Source organism: Burkholderia sp. BCC1988, assembly GCF_905339895.1.
Taxonomy (GTDB): Bacteria; Pseudomonadota; Gammaproteobacteria; order Burkholderiales; family Burkholderiaceae; genus Burkholderia.
Genome location: NZ_CAJPHA010000008.1, coordinates 17,562 through 38,195 on the forward strand (window position 1 = coordinate 17,562; position 20,634 = coordinate 38,195).

Consider the following 20,634-nt stretch of genomic DNA (forward strand, 5'->3'; position numbering starts at 1 on the left):
ATGGCGAAAACCCTGTCGAAACCGGCCAGCGGCGCGCTCGCGCCCTGGCTCGGCATTTCGCTGATCGTGATCCTGTTCGACCAGCTGTCGAAGATCGCGATCCTGAAAACGTTCGCGTACGGCGCGCAGCATGCGCTGACGTCGTTCTTCAACCTCGTGCTGGTGTACAACCGCGGCGCCGCGTTCGGCTTCCTGTCGACCGCGAGCGGCTGGCAGCGCTGGGCGTTCACCGCGCTCGGCGTCGGCGCGACGCTCGTGATCTGCTTCCTGCTGAAGCGCCACGGCCAGCAGCGGCTGTTCAGCGTGTCGCTCGCGCTGATCCTCGGCGGCGCGCTCGGCAACGTGATCGACCGGCTGATCTACGGCCACGTGATCGACTTTCTCGATTTCCACCTCGGCGACTGGCACTTCCCGGCGTTCAACCTCGCCGATTCCGCGATCACGATCGGCGCGGTGCTGCTGATCTACGACGAACTGCGTCGCGTGCGCGGCTCGCGCTGAGCGCGCATACTCGGTGGCGACGGCCGGCTTCGCGCCGGCCGTTCCGTTTGACCCTTGGAGGCCTGAGTTGGCACACGCAGAACTCGCAGGAAAACACCTCGTTCTCGGCCTGACGGGCGGCATCGCCTGCTACAAGATCGCCGAACTCACGCGGCTGCTCACGAAGGCCGGCGCGACCGTGCAGATCGTGATGACCGACGCCGCCACGCAGTTCATCACGCCCGTCACGATGCAGGCTCTGTCCGGCCGGCCCGTGTACACGAGCCAGTGGGACGCGCGCATCGACAACAACATGGCGCACATCGACCTGTCGCGCGAAGCCGACGCGATCGTGATCGCGCCCGCGTCGACGGATTTCCTCGCGAAGCTCGCGCACGGATTCGCAGACGACCTGCTGTCGACGCTGTGCGTCGCGCGCGACTGTCCGCTGCTCGTCGTGCCCGCGATGAACCGCCAGATGTGGCAGAACCCGGCCACGCAACGCAATGCCGCGCAACTGCGCGCTGACGGCGTGTCGGTCCTCGGCCCCGATTCGGGCGCGCAGGCCTGCGGCGAAGTCGGCGACGGCCGCATGCTCGAACCCGAGGCGATCTATGAGGCGATCGTTGCGCACTTCGCGCCGAAGCTGCTCGCGCACCGTCGCGTGCTGATCACGGCCGGCCCGACGTTCGAGCCGCTCGATCCGGTGCGCGGCCTCACGAACCGCTCGAGCGGCAAGATGGGTTTCGCGCTCGCGCGCGCCGCGCAGCAGGCCGGCGCCGACGTGCATCTCGTCGCGGGGCCGGTCGCGCTCGACACGCCGTGGGGCGTGTACCGCCAGGACGTGCAGACCGCGCAGCAGATGTACGACGCGGTGATGCAGGCGGTAGCCGACGCCGACATCTTCATCGCGGTGGCCGCGGTCGCCGACTGGCGCGTCGATCAGCCGGCCGAGCACAAGATGAAGAAGACGGCCGACCGCAAGATGCCGGCGCTCGCGTTCGTCGAGAACCCCGACATCCTCGCGTCGGTCGCGGCGCTGCCCGATCCGCCGTATTGCGTCGGCTTCGCGGCCGAAAGCGGCGACCTCGACGTGCACGGCGACGAGAAGCGCAAGCGCAAGAACGTGCCGCTCCTGGTCGGCAACCTCGGCCCGCTGACGTTCGGCCGCGACGACAACGAAGTCGTGCTGTTCGAGGCAGCCGGCCTCACGCGCCTGCCGCGCGCGCCGAAGGACGAACTCGCGCACGTGCTCGTCGCGGAAATCGCGAAGCGCCTGCCGGACAACCGCCTGATCTGATCACCCGCGCGGCGGCCCGCGCCGCCGCGCCCTTCCCGACCGATTCGACGACCGCATGAAACTCGACCTGAAGATTCTCGACGCGCGCATGCGCGACTACCTGCCCGCCTACGCGACCACCGGCAGCGCGGGCCTCGACCTGCGCGCGTGTCTCGACGCGCCCGTCACGCTGCAGCCGGGCGAAACGACGCTGGTTCCGACGGGCCTCGCGATCCACCTCGACGACCCCGGCTACGCAGCGCTGATCCTGCCGCGCTCGGGCCTCGGCCACAAGCACGGGATCGTGCTCGGCAACCTCGTCGGCCTGATCGATTCCGACTACCAGGGCCAGCTGATGGTGTCGACGTGGAACCGCGGCCAGACCGAGTTCGTGCTGAACCCGTTCGAGCGGCTCGCGCAGCTCGTGATCGTGCCGGTCGTGCAGGCGCAGTTCAACATCGTCGACGACTTCGCGCAAAGCGATCGCGGCGAAGGCGGCTTCGGCAGCACCGGCCGTCACTGAACGGCGCAACGCAAAAAGGGGCCTCGCGGCCCCTTTTCTTTCGTCGGTTCGGTCCGGCTTCGCTCACCGCTCGGCCGTCTGCGCGATCCGCGCGGGTACGAGTTCGCGGCGCCGCGCCTGCGCGATGCTCGCGTAGATCACCAGCGCGACCAGCACGCCGAGCAGCACCGCCGACGAGCCGACCGTGCCGAGCGCGAGTCCACCCTTGGCGACCGGTTTCGTCAGCAGGTCGCCGACCGTCGCCCCGAACGGACGCGTGAGCACGAACGCCGCCCAGAACAGCAGCACGCCGGAAATGCGCGTGAAATAGTGCGCGAGCACGATCGCCGCGAGCAGTCCGCCGATCAGCAGCGCGCCGCCGCCGAAGCCGAGGCCCGAGCTGTCCGCGAGGAAATCGCCGAGCGCGGTGCCGAGCGTGTTCGAGAACAGGATCGCGATCCAGTACAGCAGCTCGACCTTGCGCGTGCGGATCAGGTCGACCGACAGCGATTCGCCGCTCAGGCGCCACACCGTGAAGATCGCCAGCAGGATCGCGACGAGAATCGACGAGCCGGCCGCGTAGCCGAGGCCGAGCGTGCGGTCCATGAAGTCGGACATCGTCGTGCCCGCCGTGCTCGTCGCGACGATCACGGCCCAGTAGATCGCCGGCCGATATTGCGTCGTCCTGAGCTGCGCGCCCAGCGTGACGAGAAAGAAACCGAACAGCAGGATCGAGCTCACCGCATAGCCGACGTTCAGCGTCATCGAGAGCAGGTCGCCCCCGGTTTCGCCGAGCGTCGTCGCGCAGATCTTCATGATCCAGAACGCGAGCGTGATTTCGGGAAGTTTGTTCATTCGAACCCCTTTTACAGATGGCGCCGGGCTGGCGTGCGCCGGCCCGGATCGCGGACAGGTTCGAATGTAATCGCCGCCGGCTTAACGGAACCTTAGCGCGGCGGGCGTTGCGATGCCGCGCGGGCTGCAGCCCCACGGCGGGAACGCACGCGTCAGCGCGCGTGCTGGCGCCGATAGTGCAGCGCGTACGCGAGCGTCAGCAGCACGACGAACACGACGCCGACCACCATCGTCATCCGGAATTCGCGCGTGAACGCGGTCGTCAGCAGGATCGCGCCGACGAGCCCGGCACCGAGCAGGCTGCCGAACGGGTGTCCCCACATCCGGAACGCGAGCGCCGGGCCGCGGTACCGCGCGCGAAAGCGCAGATGCGTGACGAAGATCATCATCCACGTGAACAGCGCGCCGAACATCGCGATCGCCATCATCACGGTAAACGCGGTGTCCGGCGACAGCGCGACCAGCACGGCCGCGACCGCGACGCCGCTGGTCGAGATCCACAGCGCCGCGCGCGGCACGCCGTTGCCGCCGAGCCGGCCGAACACCGCCGGCGCGAGCCGCGCGCGCGACAGGCTGAACATCATCCGCGTCGTCACGTAGAGCTGGCTGTTCATCGCCGACAGCGCCGCGATCAGCAGCACGAAGTTGATCACGCCGGCCGCGTACGGCACGTGCGTCGCGGCCATCACCTTCACGAACGGGCTTTCGTCGGTGCCGGCCTGGGTCCACGGCACGATCGCGAGCATCAGCGACAGCGTCAGCAGGTAGAACAGCACGAGCCGGAACACCGTCGAGCGGAACGCGCGCGTGACCGCGTGCTGCGGATCGCGCGCCTCGCCGGCCGCGATCGCGACCGCCTCGATGCTCATGTAGCTGAAGATCGCGACGATCACCGCGACCCAGGTGCCCCACGGCCCTTTCGGCATGAAGCCGTCGTGCGCGGTGTAGTTCGCGAAGCCGATGCCGGAAGCCGCCGGCGCCGACCACACGAGATACGCGCCGAGCACGATGAACACGACGATCGCCGCGATCTTCAGCAGCGAGAATGCGTATTCGACCGAGCCGTACAGCGTGACGCTCGCCAGGTTCACCGCGATCAGCAGCGCGGAGAAGCCGATCACCCAATACCAGCCGGGCACGGCCGGAAACCAGTACTTCATGAAGACGGCGATCGCGCTGATCTCGGTGCCGATCGCGAACACGACCGCGAACCAGTATGCATAGCGCACGAGAAAGCCCGCGAGCGGGCCGACGTAGTGCTCGGCATACGCGCCGAACGAACCGGCCGTCGGATGCGCGACCGTCATTTCCGCGAGCGCGCCCATCAGCAGCAGCGCGATCAGCGCGCCGATCGCGTACGAAACCAGCACGCTCGGGCCGGCGAGCCCGATCGCGAACCCGCTGCCGAGGAACAGCCCCGTGCCGATCGCGCCGCCGATCGCGATCATCGCCATCTGCCCGGACGTCAGCGCATGGCGCAAGCCTTGTTCGCGCGCGACGATGTTGTCGAACGATCGTTGTTGTTGTGTCACTGCGTTACCACTCCCCTGCACCACCATCGCGCCACCGGCGCCAGATAAAACGAAACGGCGCGGAGAACTTCCCGCGCCGTTCGCATGAACCACGAATTATCGCTTATTCGACTTCGACCGCCTCTTCGTTCGGCTTGTGCGGCGGATTCGCCAGCTTGTCGAACGACAACTGCACCTTGTCGTTTTCGTCCACGTCGACCGTCACGTGGCCACCGTTGACGAGCTTGCCGAACAGCAGTTCGTCGGCCAGCGCGCGACGGATCGTGTCCTGGATCAGCCGCTGCATCGGCCGCGCCCCCATCAGCGGGTCGAAGCCGTGCTTCGCGAGATGCTTGCGCAACGCGTCGGTGAAGAGCGCGTCGACCTTCTTCTCGTGCAGCTGCTCCTCGAGCTGGATCAGGAACTTGTCGACCACGCGCATGATGATTTCCTCATCGAGCGAGCGGAAGCTGATGATCGCGTCCAGACGGTTGCGGAACTCCGGCGTGAACAGGCGCTTGATGTCGGTCATCTCGTCGCCCGTTTCGCGGCGCGTCGTGAAGCCGATCGTCGCCTTCTGCATCGACTCGGCGCCCGCGTTCGTCGTCATGATGATGATGACGTTGCGGAAATCCGCCTTGCGGCCGTTGTTGTCCGTCAGCGTGCCGTGGTCCATCACCTGCAGCAGCACGTTGAAGATGTCCGGATGCGCCTTCTCGATCTCGTCGAGCAGCAGCACGCAGTGCGGCTTCTTCGTGACGGCTTCGGTCAGCAAGCCGCCCTGGTCGAACCCGACGTAGCCCGGCGGCGCGCCGATCAGCCGGCTCACCGCGTGACGCTCCATGTATTCCGACATGTCGAAGCGGATCAGCTCGATGCCGAGCGTGAACGCGAGCTGGCGCGCCACTTCGGTCTTGCCGACGCCGGTCGGGCCGGAGAACAGGAACGCGCCGATCGGCTTGTCCATCTTGCCGAGGCCCGCACGCGCCATCTTGATCGACGCGGCGAGCGCGTCGATCGCCGGATCCTGGCCGAACACGACGCTCTTCAGGTCGCGGTCGAGCGTCTGCAGCTTGCTGCGATCGTCCTGCGACACGCTCTGCGCCGGCACGCGCGCGATCTTCGAGATGATTTCCTCGATCTCGCTCTTGCCGATCGTCTTCTTCTGCTTCGACTTCGGCAGGATGCGCTGCGCGGCGCCCGCTTCGTCGATCACGTCGATCGCCTTGTCCGGCAGGTGACGGTCGGTGATGAAGCGCGCCGACAGTTCGGCCGCGGCCGACAGCGCGCCCGACGAATACTTGACGCCGTGATGCTCCTCGAAGCGCGACTTCAGCCCGCGCAGGATCGCGACCGTCTGCTCGACGGTCGGCTCCGTGACGTCGACCTTCTGGAAGCGCCGCGACAGCGCCGCGTCCTTCTCGAAGATGCCGCGATACTCGGTGAACGTGGTCGCGCCGATGCACTTGAGCGTGCCCGACGACAGCGCCGGCTTCAGCAGGTTCGACGCGTCGAGCGTGCCGCCCGATGCGGCGCCCGCGCCGATCAGCGTGTGGATTTCGTCGATGAACAGGATCGCGTGCGGCCGTTCCTTCAGCTCCTTCAGCACCGTCTTCAGACGCTGCTCGAAGTCGCCGCGATACTTGGTGCCCGCCAGCAGCGCGCCCATGTCGAGCGAATACACCTGCGCGTTCGCGAGGATGTCCGGCACTTCGCCGCGCGTGATGCGATAGGCGAGCCCTTCCGCGATCGCGGTCTTGCCGACGCCGGCCTCGCCGACGAGCAGCGGATTGTTCTTGCGGCGGCGGCACAGTACCTGCACGACGCGCTCGACCTCGGGCTCGCGGCCGATCAGCGGATCGATGCGGCCGTCCTTCGCCATCTGGTTCAGGTTCTGCGTGAACTGCGCGAGCGGGGTTTCCTTCTGCGCATTCGCGTCTTCGCTTTCCGCGTTCGCGTCGGACGACTTCGCGGCTTCGCCGCCGTTCGTCTTCGCGATGCCGTGCGAAATGAAGTTCACGACGTCCAGGCGCGTGACGCCCTGCTGCTGCAGGTAGTAGACCGCGTGCGAATCCTTCTCGCCGAAGATCGCGACCAGCACGTTCGCGCCGGTCACTTCCTTCTTGCCGTTCGACGTCGACTGGACGTGCATGATCGCGCGCTGGATCACGCGCTGGAAACCGAGCGTCGGCTGGGTATCGACATCGTCGGTGCCCGGGACGGTAGGTGTGTTGTCGTGGATGAAATTGCGCAGGTTCTGACGCAAGTCCTCGATGTTGGCCGCACACGCGCGCAACACCTCGGCTGCCGTCGGATTATCCAGCAGGGCCAGCAGCAGATGCTCGACCGTAATGAACTCATGGCGCGCCTGGCGTGCTTCCATGAACGCCATGTGCAGGCTGACTTCCAATTCCTGGGCAATCATGCTTCCTCCATCACGCACTGCAGCGGATGCCCGGCCTGCCGCGCATGGGTAACGACTTGCTCAACCTTGGTCGACGCGATGTCCCGCGTATAGACCCCACAAACCCCTCGCCCTTCGCGATGGACCTTCAGCATGATCTGCGTGGCCGTCTCGCGATCCTTCTTGAAATACTCCTGTACGACCATCACGACGAACTCCATCGGCGTGAAGTCGTCGTTCAGCAGCACCACCTTGTACATCGAAGGCGGCTTGAGCTTCTGCTGCTTGCGTTCCAGGACGGTGCTGTCCTGCTTGTCCGGGATAATCGCCATACACCCATTCTAAACAACTCGGACAGGCCCGCAATCCTGCCGTTACCCGACCGACCGGCCGGTGCCCTCCCTGGTTCCCGACGACCCGCGATCGTCTTCGCACCATACGAAAGCCGGCTGCGGTGCCGGCTTTCACGCGTGGCGCGGAACACGAACCGTCAGGGGGAAACTGCACCGGACGTCGCATCCGCGTCCAGTATCCCACAAGCCGGGACGACTCGATCGCGTGTCACTCGAGCCTGGTATATGAGCCGATTATGCGTCTTTTCAAGTCCGCGCGCTCGACGGGATGCTGCAAAGCAAAGCCGGAAAAACCCTGAAAATGGGTTCTTTACAACGTCCCTCTAAACGTCTAAAAATTCCCCTTGACACTCAAATAAAGAGCGCCAACAATCAAGCTGGCACTTTTTTCAACTCGCCGGTTGGCGAAATGAAAGAGGCCGAAGGTGAGCTTGTGAGGGGGGAACGGCTGTATTTTCCGGTCGTTTAGCTTTTCGAGCGTGCTCGTGGTAAGTAGCAGCGACTGTGTGACAGGGGAAGTAGGAAATGGCAACTGGTATCGTTAAGTGGTTCAACGACGCGAAGGGCTTCGGTTTCATCACTCCCGACGAGGGCGGTGAAGATCTGTTTGCGCACTTCTCGGCCATCAACATGCAGGGCTTCAAGACCCTGAAGGAAGGCCAGAAGGTGAGCTTCGAGGTCGTTCAAGGGCCGAAGGGCAAGCAAGCGTCGAACATCCAGGCCGCGTAAGGCACCGGATATCAGACGAAGAAACCCGGCATTGCGCCGGGTTTCTTTTTTTTCAGGCCGGCCACTCGTTAATTCGATTGGCCGGCCTTTTCGTTCAATCCCGATAATCGAACACGTATTGTCTTGTTGCACGCGCAGATCGAATGCCGTCATGCGCGTGAAACATATTCGATATCCGTTACACGACCTTCAGCGTGCCCATCATCCCGAGATCCTCGTGTTCGAGAATGTGGCAATGAAACATGCGCTCGCCGGGCATGTCTTGCGTGACGAGTAGCGTCACGGTCTCGCCGCTGCGCACGTTGACGGTATCGCGCCATGCGCGGAACGGTTCGCTCGTGCGCGTGCCGTCCGACGCGCGCTCGATCACCTGGAATTGCGTGCCATGCAAGTGGAACGGGTGATCCATGTCGGTGGCGTTGCGCAGGGTCCAGCGCTCGACGTCGCCGCGGCGGCTGGTCAGCGTCGCGCGATGCGGCGCGTAGGTCGCACCGTTGATCATGAAACGCATGCCCGCCGGGCGGCCGTGTGCCGGCCCTGTCATCATCGCGTCCATGTCCATCTTTTCGCCGAACTCGATCGTCTTCTGCGCGACCGGCTCGCCGAGCGCGGGCACCCTGCGCAGCGTCGCGGGCAGCGCGCGCGCCGCTGCAGGCGCGAACGCGACATCGGCGAGCGCCAGCGCCGGATCCGGCGGCAGGCTGCCGTGGCCGCCGTCGTGCGACATTGCCATCTTGCGGCGGTCGTATTCGGCCGCCTGCAGCACCGCGCGTGACGCGCGGTCGCCGGCGCGCACCAGCAGTTCCGCACGCTCGCCCGGCGCGAGCAGCAGCGACGTCACGCGGCGCGGCGCATCGAACAACCCGCCGTCGGTGCCGACCTGCTCGAACGCGCGGCCGTCGTCGAACGCGACGCGCAGGTAGCGCGCGCTGCATGCGTTCCACACGCGCCAGCGCTCGTCGCCCGCGACGTCGATCCGCGGCCGGCGCGCCCCGTTGACCAGCACGAACTGGCCTTCGCGGCCGTTCATCCAGTCCATCATGTCGTTCGGCGGGATCGTGCCGTCGCGCGCGAGCTTCAGGTCGGATACGAACAGGTTGCGCTCGGGCCAGCCGGCGAGCGGGTCGTCGGCGGCGCGCACGATGAAGGGCCCAGCAAGCCCGCGGAATACCTGTTCGGCCGTCATCATGTGCGGATGGGGGTGATACCAGTAGGTGCCGGCGCTGCCCTTCGGCAGCGTGAAGCGGTACACATGCGACGCGCCCGGCGCGACCGGATCGGACGGATTGCCGTCCTGGTCGGGCGGCACCGGCAGGCCGTGCCAGTGGATCGTCGACGGTTGCGGCAGCTTGTTCACGAAGCGGATCTCGACCGTGTCGCCCTCGCGCACGTCGATCAGCGGGCCGACGACGGGCCCTTGCGTGTCCGCGCCGAACTGCCAGAACGTCGTCGGACGCGCACCGTGCAGCATCGGACGCGCGACCGGCTGCGCGACCAGCGTCGCGCGGAACGTGCCGGGTTCGCGGCTTTCGTTTGCCAGGATGCGCAGCGACGCGAGCGGCGTGCCGGCCGGCAGCGCATCGGCCGCGGCGAGCGCGGCCGGCGCCGGCTTCGCGTGCCGCGCGTGGTCCGCCATTCCCGACATGCCCGGCATGCCCGGCATGTCGTCCATTTGATCCATGCCGGCCATGCCCGCGTGGCCGGCATGCTGCGCCCATGCGGCGCGCGCAAACAGCGAAGCGGCCGCGACACCGATGGCGTGCGACAGGAAGGTTCTCCGTATCATCAATCGTTCCTCGTTATTCGTGCTGCATCGCGCGGCCGTCGCGACCTGCGCGCGTGCCGGCACGGGGAAGCGCCCGTGCGACGCGCAATCCGATGCCCGCGTCATCATAACCGCAGCACTCGGTCGAAACGCCGCGACACCGCGCGAGCGTCGATACGCCGCACGACGCTGCCGGCCCGACGATTCGCGCGCCGCGCGGGCCGCGTTTTCGCTCATCGAAAGACGCCGCGGGCCCCGCTGCCCTCACGCCGGCCGGGGCGATCGACGCCTTGCATCCCCGCTTTGGTCACGCCCGATCGAAGGCATTTGCTGCCGCTGCGCATCGCGTCATCGACGCGTCGCGCGCCCTCTTTGCCTGAACCCCTCGATTTTTCACGATGTGGAACAAGTCTCTGCTTTATAAAAATTCGTGGTGCACGGCACAAATTCGCTGTTTCGCGATGCCAAAAATCATTCCGCAATACAAAACACACGAAATATCCAATTGTTTTAAAAGGAGAATTTTTGTTTCGAGAATGCGTTCTACGCGCACCATCGAGCGCGCTCGCGGACGTAGACTTTGTTCCATGCACTGACGCTTCGCCACGACGTTCGATACGGAACCCGGCGCAAGCAGCCAGTCGGGCCACAGCCGGACGCGCCGGCGGGCGGCACACCAGAATCGCTTGTGATCAGAAAGGGAGAACGGAAATGAAGGGATTTCGCTTTGGTTCAGCGCTCGGGTCGTTCTACATCCTGCCGGCAAACGGCGGCTGGGAAGCGACGTTCGGCAACGCCTCGCTCGGCGCGTTCTCGTGCCCGGAGGTGGCAGCCGACCACATCTCCCGCGGCGACTGCGAACAGCCGTCCGAACTGGATACGGCCACGCTCGAAGTGCCGCACGAAATCGCCGAATGGGAAATCGTTCACGTCTGAATGGCACGCCTGCAACGAAAAACGCCCCGGGTGACCGGGGCGTTTTCATTATCGGCGGGACGGCGAGCCGCCAGGCCCGCCGCATCTGCTGCTGCCGTTGCCAGGGTGCGCGCGGTGGCGCGGCCGGCGTCAGGCGACTGCGTCGACGATGCCGTTCAGCGTTGCGCTCGGGCGCATCGCCTGGCTCGTCAGCTCGACGCTCGGACGGTAGTAGCCGCCGATCGCCTGTGCCTTGCCCTGCGCGGCCGACAGTTCTTCCAGGATGCGCGCTTCGCTGTCGGACAGCGACTTCGCGACGCCTTCGAACTGCGCCTTCAGCGCGGCGTCCTCGGTCTGCTCGGCCAGCGCCTGCGCCCAGTACAGGCACAGGTAGAAGTGGCTGCCGCGGTTGTCGAGGCCGCCGACCTTGCGCGCCGGCGACTTGTTCTCGTCCAGGAACTTGCCGGTCGCCTGGTCGAGCGTCTTCGCGAGCACGAGCGCCTTCGGGTTCTGGTAAGCGTTGCCGAGGTGTTCGAGCGACGCGGCCAGCGCGAGGAATTCGCCGAGCGAATCCCAGCGCAGGAAGCCTTCCTCGACGAACTGCTGCACGTGCTTCGGTGCCGAGCCGCCCGCGCCCGTCTCGAACATCCCGCCGCCGGCCATCAGCGGCACGATCGACAGCATCTTCGCGCTGGTGCCGAGTTCCATGATCGGGAACAGGTCGGTCAGGTAGTCGCGCAGCACGTTGCCCGTGACCGAGATCGTGTCCTTGCCCGCGCGGATGCGCTCGAGCGAGAAACGCGTCGCGTCCACCGGCGTCATGATGCGGATGTCGAGGCCGTTCGTATCGTGATCCTTCAGGTAGCGTTCGACCTTCGCGATGATCTGCGCGTCGTGCGCACGTGCCGGATCGAGCCAGAACACGGCCGGCGCGCCGGTCGCGCGGGCGCGGTTGACCGCGAGCTTGACCCAGTCCTGCACCGGTGCGTCCTTGGTCTGGCACATGCGCCAGACGTCGCCCGACTCGACCGCGTGCTCGAGCAGCACGTTGCCGGCTTCGTCGGTGACGCGCACGACGCCGTCGGCCGGGATCAGGAACGTCTTGTCGTGCGAACCGTATTCCTCGGCCGCCTGCGCCATCAGGCCGACGTTCGGCACGCTGCCCATCGTGACCGGGTCGAATGCGCCATGCTGCTTGCAGTCCTCGATCACGGCCTGGTAGACGCCCGCGTAGCAGCGGTCCGGAATCACGGCCTTCGCGTCGTACAGTTCACCGTCCGGGCCCCACATGCAGCCCGACTCGCGGATCATCGCCGGCATCGATGCGTCGACGATCACGTCGCTCGGCACGTGCAGGTTCGTGATGCCCTTGTCGGAGTTGACCATCGCGAGGCGCGGACGCACCGCGTACTCGGCCTTGACGTCGGCTTCGATCGCTTCGCGCGTGTCGGCCGGCAGGTCCTTCAGGCGCGCGTACAGGTCACCGATCCCGTTGTTCGGGTTGAAGCCGGCCTGCGCCAGCACGTCCGCGTGCTTCGCGAGCGCGTCGCGGTAGAACACCGACACGAAGTGACCGAACAGGATCGGGTCCGAGACCTTCATCATGGTCGCCTTCAGGTGCACCGAGAACAGCACGTCCTGCGCCTTCGCGTCGGCGATCTGCGCTTCGATGAAGCTGCGCAGCGCCTTGCGGCTCATCACCGAGGCGTCGATGACTTCACCGGCCTTCACGGCCGTCTTTTCCTTCAGCACCTTCTTCACGCCGTCGGCCGTCGTGAGCTCGATCTTCACGCTGCCGGCATCGGCGATCAGCGCCGACTTCTCGCTGCCGTAGAAGTCGCCTTCGGTCATGTGCGCGACGTGCGCCTTCGACGTGGCCTTCCATGCGCCCATCTTGTGCGGGTGCTTGCGTGCGTAGTTCTTGACCGACAGCGGCGCGCGACGGTCGGAGTTGCCTTCGCGCAGCACCGGGTTCACCGCGCTGCCCTTGATCTTGTCGTAGCGGGCCTTGACGGCCTTCTCTTCGTCGCTCGACGGCTCTTCCGGGTAGGCCGGCAGCTTGTAGCCCTGCGCCTGCAGTTCGGCGATCGCGGCCTTGAGCTGCGGCACCGATGCGCTGATGTTCGGCAGCTTGATGATGTTCGCTTCCGGCTTCAGCGTGAGCTGGCCCAGTTCGGCCAGATCGTCGGAACCCTTCTGCTCCGGCGGCAGGACGTCGGCGAATGCCGCGATGATGCGGCCGGCGAGCGAGATGTCGCGCGTTTCGACGGCGACGCCCGACGAGCGCGTGAAGGCCTTGACGATCGGCAGCAGCGAATAGGTCGCGAGCGCGGGCGCTTCGTCAGTGAGGGTGTAGATGATCTTGGGCGAAGTGGACATGGTCGATGCGTTGCTACGTGAAAATTTGGGACTGAGGAGCGCCGGCGGTAACCGGCGGGGAGCGACCGGGTCGATCGCGAAAGGGGTGTGCCGGCTAGCCGGGCGGTGGTGTTGCGAGGGCCGTCATGTTCTACCTTGCAGGGCACCCGGGCCGCATCGCGGCGCCGCGGCCCGCATGCCGGACCGCCCTGCCAACAAACCTGCCGTTCATGAAACGCCCCGGCGCCGGCAGTAGGCGCCGGGGCGGCCGGCGGTCTGCCGGCCTGCCCCGGAAGGGACTTACATGTTCTCGATCAGCACTTCGCCGAAGCCGGAGCACGACACCTGCGTCGCGCCTTCCATCAGACGCGCGAAGTCGTACGTGACGCGCTTCTGCAGGATCGACTTCTCCATCGCGGCGATGATCGTGTCGGCCGCTTCCGTCCAGCCGAGGTGGCGCAGCATCATTTCCGCCGACAGGATCTCGGAACCGGGGTTCACGTAATCCTTGCCCGCGTACTTCGGCGCCGTGCCGTGGGTCGCCTCGAACATCGCGACCGAATCCGACAGGTTCGCGCCCGGCGCGATCCCGATGCCGCCGACCTGCGCGGCCAGTGCGTCGGAGATGTAGTCGCCGTTCAGGTTCAGCGTCGCGATCACGTCGTATTCGGCCGGACGCAGCAGGATCTGCTGCAGGAACGCGTCGGCGATCGAATCCTTGATGACGATCTCGTTGCCCGTCTTCGGGTTCTTCACGCGCATCCACGGGCCGCCGTCGATCAGCTCGCCGCCGAACTCCTTCTGCGCGAGCGCATAGCCGGCGTCACGGAACAGGCCTTCCGTGAACTTCATGATGTTGCCCTTGTGCACCAGCGTGACCGACTTGCGATCGTTGTCGATCGCGTACTGGATCGCCTTGCGCACGAGACGCTCGGTGCCTTCGGTCGACACGGGCTTGACGCCGATCCCCGAGGTTTCCGGGAAGCGGATCTTCTTCACGCCCATCTCTTCCTGCAGGAACTTGATGACCTTCTTCGCCTGCTCGGAGCCCGCGGCCCATTCGATGCCCGCGTAGATGTCTTCCGAGTTCTCGCGGAAGATCACCATGTCGATCTTTTGCGGCTCGCGCACCGGCGACGGCACACCCTTGAAATACTGGACCGGGCGCAGGCAGACATAGAGGTCGAGTTCCTGGCGCAGCGCGACGTTCAGCGAACGGATGCCGCCGCCGACCGGGGTCGTGAGCGGCCCCTTGATCGACACCACGTATTCCTTCAGCACCTGCAGCGTTTCGTCCGGCAGCCACACGTCCGGACCGTACACCTTGGTCGCCTTCTCGCCCGCGAAGATCTCCATCCAGTGAATCTTGCGCTTGCCCTTGTAGGCATGCGCGACCGCCGCGTCGACGACCTTGATCATGACCGGCGTGATATCGAAGCCCGTACCGTCGCCTTCGATGTAGGGAATGATCGGCTGATCGGAAACGTTGAGCGAGAAGTCCTTGTTGACGGTGATCTTGTCACCGCCCTCCGGAACCTTGATGTGCTGATACGGCATGATCGACTCCAGTGACGTGGCTGAGCAGGTGATGCTGGTCGAAACTGCGCGCGCGGCGAGGTGGCCTTGCCACCTTCGTGACGGCAACAGCGAGCCGCTATTCTAGCGCCCCAACCGGGGCCGGCGGCACGAAGCGCGACGCTGCGTATCAAGTCTTCCCTTATGTCTTATATAAGACAGAGGACTTGCCGTTCCGTATTATGCATTAAGATTCCGCCATTTGCCATAGACCGCCCGTCCCGCCGCCCCGCGGCACGCCGGGCGGGCGCCCCGCCATGACCCTGATCGCCCTCAACAAGCCGTTCGGCACGATTTGCCAGTTTTCCGCGCACGAGACGCGGCCGTCGCTCGGCGACTGGGTAACCACGCCCGGCGTCTACCCGGCCGGCCGGCTCGACGCGGACAGCGAGGGCCTGCTGCTGCTCACCGACGACGGCGCGCTGCAGGCGCGCATCGCCGAGCCGCGCCACAAGCTCGTCAAGCGCTACTGGGCGCAGGTCGACGGCGCGCCGGGACCGGCCGACCTGAAGGCACTCGCGCGCGGCGTCGATCTCGGCGACTACGTGACGCGCCCGTGCCGCGCCGAATTCATCGAACCGCCCGAGGCGCTGTGGCCGCGCAACCCGCCGATCCGCTATCGCGCCGCGATCCCGACCACGTGGATCGAACTCGCGATCACCGAAGGCAAGAACCGGCAGGTGCGCCGGATGACGGCCGCGATCGGCTTCCCGACCTTGCGTCTCGTGCGTGTCGGCATTGGCGCGCTCGACATATTCGCGCTCGGCATTGCACCGGGCGAAACAATCGCGCTGCCGCCGCGGGCCCCGTGGGACGGTTTCGCACGCACCGAATGACGAATTCGGGACGCGCGAATTTTTCGTCATCTTTTTCGTCAACCGCCGGCGAAGATCGTGCGTTAAACCACGCAGATGCCAACCTTAGCTATCCGGCATTGGCAGCCGAACCGGTATTTCCGTGTTTGCGTCACGAAAGCGACGTTTTCTTCGAATACGATTCGGCGCCCGCAGCGCAAAGAGAAATTTCTCGAAGCGTCTGTCAACCGAAAGGTGGATGGCACCGTTAGACGACATGACTCCTATTGCCGGGTCATTTGGTTAATTAACTAAAGCTGAGGAACACAACATGAACAAACTGATCGCCGCTCTGGTCGCTGGCCTCTTCGCAACGGCAGCATTCGCACAAGCTTCGGCTCCGGAAGCTGCTTCGGCAGCTGCTCCGGCAGCTGCTTCGGCACCGGCAAAGCACGCTGCCAAGAAGCACCACGCAAAGAAGAAGCACCACGCAGCTAAGAAGGCAGCTAGCGAAGCCGAAGCACCGGCAGCTGCTTCGAACTAAGCAAGCTGTTTGTAATAACGCAGTCAAGAACACGCAGTCTTGCCGTTCTTACGGCGTTGAAAGGCAGATCACCGCGAGGCGATCTGCCTTTTTCTTTTTTGTGCCCGCCGGCGCGCTTCGCGTACCATGCGGGTCTCGTTTTCCCGATAGGAGCCCTGCTGTGCGATTCTCCCTGCGCTCGTCGCTCGGCCGCCTTGCGCGCGCCGCCGTGTTTCCCGCCGCGCTCGCCGTCCTCGCACTCGGCATGCAGACCGCCCACGCCCAGATGCCGCCCGGCGCCAAGCAGCCGGGCGAGTTCCCGCGCGTGAAGCTGCGCGCCGGCATGTACGTGATCGACGCGGCCGTCGCCGCGAACGACGCCGATCGCGAACAGGGGCTGATGTACCGGTCGCAGCTCGCGCCGAACGAAGGCATGCTGTTCGTGTTCAACGAGAACGCCGTGCACTGCTTCTGGATGAAGAACACGCTGATCCCGCTGTCGATCGCGTTCGTCCGCGCGGACGGCACGATCACCGACATCGACGAGATGAAGGCCGAGACGACCGACAACCACTGCCCGCGCAACAACGGTGTCTATGCGCTCGAAATGAGCAAGGGCTGGTTCGCGGCGAAAGGCATCAAGCCGGGCATGAAGCTCGACGGGCTGCCCAAGGCCCAGTAATCGCCATCGCCGCGGCACCGCCGCGCATCGACCGCAGCCGGCCGCCCTGCTTGTTGGGCGCCGGCTTTTTTTTCGCCGGCCGGCGGCCGCGGCCGCCTTGATACGGCGCACCCTGCCCGCATCTGCAAAAGCCACGGACAAGCGCTATGCTTTAAATCTCGCTTGTTTCAGCCCGGGCCGGCGCCGCCGTCCCGCTTACGATCCGAACCACCAGGAGGTTCACGTGCCCCGCAAAACCCCCATCGAGCGCTATCGCAATATCGGGATCAGCGCTCACATCGATGCCGGCAAGACCACGACGACCGAGCGCATCCTGTTTTACACCGGCGTGAGCCACAAGATCGGTGAAGTGCACGACGGCGCGGCCACGATGGACTGGATGGAGCAGGAGCAGGAACGCGGCATCACGATCACGTCGGCTGCGACCACGGCCTTCTGGAAAGGCATGGCCGGCAACTACCCCGAACACCGGATCAACATCATCGACACGCCCGGGCACGTCGACTTCACGATCGAGGTCGAGCGCTCGATGCGCGTGCTCGACGGCGCGTGCATGGTCTACGACTCGGTCGGCGGCGTGCAGCCGCAGTCCGAAACCGTATGGCGCCAGGCGAACAAGTACAAGGTGCCGCGCATCGCGTTCGTCAACAAGATGGACCGCATCGGCGCGGACTTCTTCCGCGTGCAGCGCCAGATCGGCGAGCGCCTGAAGGGCGTCGCCGTGCCGATTCAGATTCCGATCGGCGCGGAAGATCATTTCCAGGGCGTCGTCGATCTCGTGAAGATGAAGGCGATCGTCTGGGACGACGAAAGCCAGGGCGTGAAGTTCACGTACGAAGACATCCCCGCGAATCTCGTCGAGCTCGCGCACGAATGGCGCGAGAAGATGGTCGAGGCCGCCGCGGAAGCCAGCGAGGAACTGCTCGAGAAGTACCTGCACGACCATGAATCGCTGACCGAGGACGAGATCAAGGCCGCGCTGCGCCAGCGCACGATCGCCAACGAGATCGTGCCGATGCTGTGCGGCAGCGCGTTCAAGAACAAGGGCGTGCAGGCGATGCTCGACGCGGTGATCGACTACCTGCCGTCGCCGGTCGACGTGCCGGCCATCCTCGGTCACGACTTCCACGATCCGGAGAAGCCGGCCGAACGTCACCCGAGCGACGACGAGCCGTTCTCGTCGCTCGCGTTCAAGATCATGACCGATCCGTTCGTCGGCCAGCTGATCTTCTTCCGCGTGTATTCGGGCGTCGTCGAATCGGGCGACACGGTGCTGAACGCGACGAAGGACAAGAAGGAGCGGCTCGGCCGGATCCTGCAGATGCACGCGAACGAGCGCAAGGAAATCAAGGAAGTGCGCGCGGGCGACATCGCGGCGGCAGTGGGCCTGAAGGAAGCGACGACGGGCGACACGCTGTGCGATCCGGCCAAGCCGATCATCCTCGAGAAGATGGAATTCCCGGAGCCGGTGATCTCGCAGGCCGTCGAGCCGAAGACGAAGGCCGACCAGGAGAAGATGGGCCTCGCGCTGAACCGTCTCGCGCAGGAAGATCCGTCGTTCCGCGTGCAGACCGACGAGGAATCCGGCCAGACGATCATTTCGGGGATGGGCGAGCTACACCTCGAAATCCTGGTCGACCGGATGAAGCGCGAGTTCGGCGTCGAGGCGACGGTCGGCAAGCCGCAGGTCGCGTATCGCGAAACGGTGCGCACGACGGCATCCGATGTCGAGGGCAAGTTCGTCAAGCAGTCGGGCGGGCGCGGCCAGTACGGGCACGCGGTGATCACGCTGGAGCCGAACCCCGGCAAGGGCTACGAGTTCCTCGACGAGATCAAGGGCGGCGTGATTCCGCGCGAATTCATCCCGGCCGTCGACAAGGGCATCACCGAGACGCTGAAGAGCGGCGTGCTCGCGGGCTACCCGGTGGTCGACGTGAAGGTGCACCTGACGTTCGGCTCGTACCACGACGTCGACTCGAACGAAAACGCGTTCCGGATGGCCGGCTCGATGGCGTTCAAGGAAGCGATGCGCAAGGCCAAGCCGGTGCTGCTCGAGCCGATGATGGCCGTCGAGGTCGAGACGCCCGAGGACTTCATGGGCAACGTGATGGGCGACCTGTCGAGCCGGCGCGGCATCGTGCAGGGGATGGAAGACATCGCGGGCGGCGGCGGCAAGCTGGTGCGCGCCGAGGTGCCGCTCGCGGAAATGTTCGGCTATTCGACGTCGCTGCGCTCGGCGACGCAAGGCCGTGCGACGTACACGATGGAGTTCAAGCACTACGCGGAAACGCCGGCGAACGTGTCGGAAGCCGTGATCAACGCGAAAGTGAAGTAAGCACGGCGCGCCTGCGCACTGGTGCGCGGCAAGTACGAGCCCGTCCGGTTCCGGACGGGCTTTTTTTCGTCCGTCGAACGCAGCGATGCGACCGGCCGGCGACGTTTTTGATCGGCACGCCAGGCATTTTTTTCGCATGCCACAATGCATCGCGATTCGTCCGACGGAACCCTGCCGATGCCACGCCCCCCTGCCCTGCGCCGCCTGCTGATGCTGTATGCCGGCCTCATCGCCGCGAACGTCGCCGTCTGGCTGTGGGCACTCGCGGTGCTGCGCGACCATCCGCTGCTGCTCGGCACCGCGGCGATCGCGTACGGGCTCGGCCTGCGTCATGCGGTCGACGCCGATCACATCGCCGCGATCGACGTCGCGACGCGCAAGCTGATGCAGGAAGGCCGGCGTCCGGTGACGGTCGGCCTGTTCTTCTCGCTCGGCCACTCGACGATCGTGATCGCCGCGACGCTCGGCATCGCGCTGAGCGCGTTCGCGCTGCGCGACCGCTTCGACGCATTCCGCGAGATCGGCGGCACGATCGGCACGGCCGTGTCGGCCACCTTCCTGCTCGTGCTCGCGTGCATCAACCTGGTGATCCTGCGCGACGTGTGGCGGCGCTATCGCGGCGCGCCCGATCACGCGCACGACGCCGCGCATGCACATCCTCCGGCCGGCCTCGTCGGTCGGCTGCTGCGTCCGCTGTTCCGCTTCGTGTCGAAGAGCTGGCACATGTATCCGGCCGGGGTGCTGTTCGGCCTGGGTTTCGATACTGCAACCGAAATCGCGCTGCTCGCGATCGCGGCCGCACAGGCGAGCCACGCGCTGCCGCTCTATACGGTCATGCTGTTTCCCGCGCTGTTCGCCGCCGGCATGACGCTGATCGACTCGACCGACAATGTCCTGATGATTCATGCGTACGGATGGGCGATGGACGACCCGCGGCGCAAGCTGCTCTACAACGCGAGCATCACGCTGCTGTCGGCGGCCGTCGCGCTGGCCATCGGCGGGATCGAGGCCGCCGGCCTGCTCGCCGACAAGCTGTCGTTGACGGGCCCCGTACGCGATGCGCTCGATGCACTCGGGGAACGCTTCGGCGCGATCGGTTACGGCATCGTCGCACTCTTTCTCGTCGCCTGGATCGCGTCGATCCTCTGCCATCGCTGGCCGCGCGCTGCCGACACGACGGCGCGCCAGACGTAGTCAGACGTTTCAGTTCGGAAACAAAAAGCTCACGACGACGTATCGCACGCTGTCGCGCACTGCGTGCGCGCCTTGCGCCGCGGGCATAGCCGGCCGGTGGCACGAATCTCGCAGTTAGGGATTCGCACGGCGGGCCCGCGTGCCGACTCGTGCTCGCGGCTGGCCTCTGGCGCCGGCCGGACACACGTCGGCCGCCGAAACGACACTGCATCGTTGCTGGTCCCCTGCTCCACACGTTGATGAACGCGCGTGTCGAGGCATCGCGCGCATCGGGAGGCCAATGATGAGCAGAACGAAACAACTGTCCCGCACGACGGGACGGTGCTATCGCATGACCCTGCTGGCCGCAGCCGCGATTGCGTGCTGCTGCTCGTATGCCG

At 65.7% G+C, this 20,634-nt stretch carries 18 protein-coding genes; 11 read left to right on the forward strand and 7 right to left on the reverse strand.

Annotated features, from left to right (window positions below; genetic code table 11):
* From lspA to dut, 3 genes are all read left to right on the forward strand, one after another.
* Window positions 1–501, forward strand: a complete 501-nt coding sequence (gene lspA, locus U4012_RS13165) for a signal peptidase II (protein WP_124523865.1) — start codon at window positions 1–3, stop codon at window positions 499–501.
* Between the two features lie 67 nt (window positions 502–568).
* The gene (coaBC, locus tag U4012_RS13170) at window positions 569–1,780 is read left to right on the forward strand and encodes a bifunctional phosphopantothenoylcysteine decarboxylase/phosphopantothenate--cysteine ligase CoaBC (protein WP_321799076.1); all 1,212 of its coding nucleotides are present in this window, start codon (window positions 569–571) and stop codon (window positions 1,778–1,780) included.
* Between the two features lie 55 nt (window positions 1,781–1,835).
* A complete protein-coding gene (dut, locus tag U4012_RS13175) occupies window positions 1,836–2,282 on the forward strand; it encodes a dUTP diphosphatase (protein WP_044845587.1) in 447 nt (148 codons plus the stop codon).
* Window positions 2,283–2,345: 63 nt separating this feature from the next.
* Here dut and U4012_RS13180 read toward each other — a convergent pair whose 3' ends face one another.
* From U4012_RS13180 to clpS, 4 genes are all read right to left on the reverse strand, one after another.
* Window positions 2,346–3,116: a membrane protein gene (locus tag U4012_RS13180; protein ID WP_044845586.1), complete on the reverse strand. Its 771-nt coding sequence runs from the start codon at window positions 3,114–3,116 to the stop codon at window positions 2,346–2,348.
* A 152-nt stretch (window positions 3,117–3,268) separates the two neighbouring features.
* Entirely contained in the window at window positions 3,269–4,648 is a 1,380-nt protein-coding gene (locus U4012_RS13185) for an amino acid permease (protein WP_321799080.1), read from the reverse strand.
* A 103-nt stretch (window positions 4,649–4,751) separates the two neighbouring features.
* Window positions 4,752–7,052, reverse strand: coding sequence for an ATP-dependent Clp protease ATP-binding subunit ClpA (gene clpA / locus U4012_RS13190; protein ID WP_044845584.1), 2,301 nt, complete (start codon window positions 7,050–7,052; stop codon window positions 4,752–4,754).
* Window positions 7,049–7,363 (reverse strand): ATP-dependent Clp protease adapter ClpS, encoded by a 315-nt coding sequence (clpS, locus tag U4012_RS13195; protein ID WP_006398529.1) that lies wholly within the window; start codon window positions 7,361–7,363, stop codon window positions 7,049–7,051. Before clpS ends, clpA begins: the two co-directional genes overlap by 4 nt.
* Before the next feature lie 289 nt (window positions 7,364–7,652).
* Here clpS and U4012_RS13200 point away from each other — a divergent pair, with 289 nt between their 5' ends.
* Together U4012_RS13200 and U4012_RS13205 are read left to right on the forward strand one after the other, a co-directional pair.
* A complete protein-coding gene (locus U4012_RS13200) occupies window positions 7,653–7,853 on the forward strand; it encodes a hypothetical protein (protein ID WP_185641051.1) in 201 nt (66 codons plus the stop codon).
* Between the two features lie 56 nt (window positions 7,854–7,909).
* Window positions 7,910–8,113 (forward strand): cold-shock protein, encoded by a 204-nt coding sequence (locus U4012_RS13205; protein ID WP_004196460.1) that lies wholly within the window; start codon window positions 7,910–7,912, stop codon window positions 8,111–8,113.
* 178 nt (window positions 8,114–8,291) lie between these two features.
* Here the strand turns inward: U4012_RS13205 and U4012_RS13210 are convergent, their stop codons facing one another.
* Window positions 8,292–9,899, reverse strand: coding sequence for a multicopper oxidase family protein (locus tag U4012_RS13210; protein WP_321799084.1), 1,608 nt, complete (start codon window positions 9,897–9,899; stop codon window positions 8,292–8,294).
* A 690-nt stretch (window positions 9,900–10,589) separates the two neighbouring features.
* On the opposite strand from U4012_RS13210, the gene U4012_RS13215 reads away from it, so the two are divergent.
* Window positions 10,590–10,814: a hypothetical protein gene (locus tag U4012_RS13215; protein WP_044845583.1), complete on the forward strand. Its 225-nt coding sequence runs from the start codon at window positions 10,590–10,592 to the stop codon at window positions 10,812–10,814.
* Between the two features lie 129 nt (window positions 10,815–10,943).
* On the opposite strand, the gene U4012_RS13220 is transcribed toward U4012_RS13215, so the two are convergent.
* The gene (locus U4012_RS13220; RefSeq protein WP_044845582.1) at window positions 10,944–13,172 is read right to left on the reverse strand and encodes an NADP-dependent isocitrate dehydrogenase; all 2,229 of its coding nucleotides are present in this window, start codon (window positions 13,170–13,172) and stop codon (window positions 10,944–10,946) included.
* A gap of 279 nt (window positions 13,173–13,451) precedes the next feature.
* Window positions 13,452–14,708, reverse strand: a complete 1,257-nt coding sequence (gene icd, locus U4012_RS13225; protein ID WP_044845581.1) for an NADP-dependent isocitrate dehydrogenase — start codon at window positions 14,706–14,708, stop codon at window positions 13,452–13,454.
* A gap of 275 nt (window positions 14,709–14,983) precedes the next feature.
* Here icd and U4012_RS13230 point away from each other — a divergent pair, with 275 nt between their 5' ends.
* From U4012_RS13230 to U4012_RS13250, 5 genes are all read left to right on the forward strand, one after another.
* Window positions 14,984–15,562 carry a pseudouridine synthase gene (locus U4012_RS13230; protein WP_124486986.1) on the forward strand — a complete coding sequence of 193 codons (579 nt, stop codon included), beginning with the start codon at window positions 14,984–14,986 and terminating at the stop codon, window positions 15,560–15,562.
* A gap of 289 nt (window positions 15,563–15,851) precedes the next feature.
* Window positions 15,852–16,064: a hypothetical protein gene (locus U4012_RS13235; protein ID WP_072465376.1), complete on the forward strand. Its 213-nt coding sequence runs from the start codon at window positions 15,852–15,854 to the stop codon at window positions 16,062–16,064.
* A 160-nt stretch (window positions 16,065–16,224) separates the two neighbouring features.
* Window positions 16,225–16,725 (forward strand): DUF192 domain-containing protein, encoded by a 501-nt coding sequence (locus tag U4012_RS13240; RefSeq protein ID WP_321799090.1) that lies wholly within the window; start codon window positions 16,225–16,227, stop codon window positions 16,723–16,725.
* Window positions 16,726–16,948: 223 nt separating this feature from the next.
* Complete coding sequence (gene fusA, locus U4012_RS13245) at window positions 16,949–19,060, forward strand: elongation factor G (RefSeq protein WP_044845578.1); 2,112 nt, start codon at window positions 16,949–16,951, stop codon at window positions 19,058–19,060.
* 177 nt (window positions 19,061–19,237) lie between these two features.
* On the forward strand, window positions 19,238–20,254 hold the full coding sequence (locus tag U4012_RS13250) for a HoxN/HupN/NixA family nickel/cobalt transporter (RefSeq protein ID WP_321799091.1): 1,017 nt from the start codon (window positions 19,238–19,240) through the stop codon (window positions 20,252–20,254).
* Window positions 20,255–20,634 lie beyond the last annotated feature (380 nt).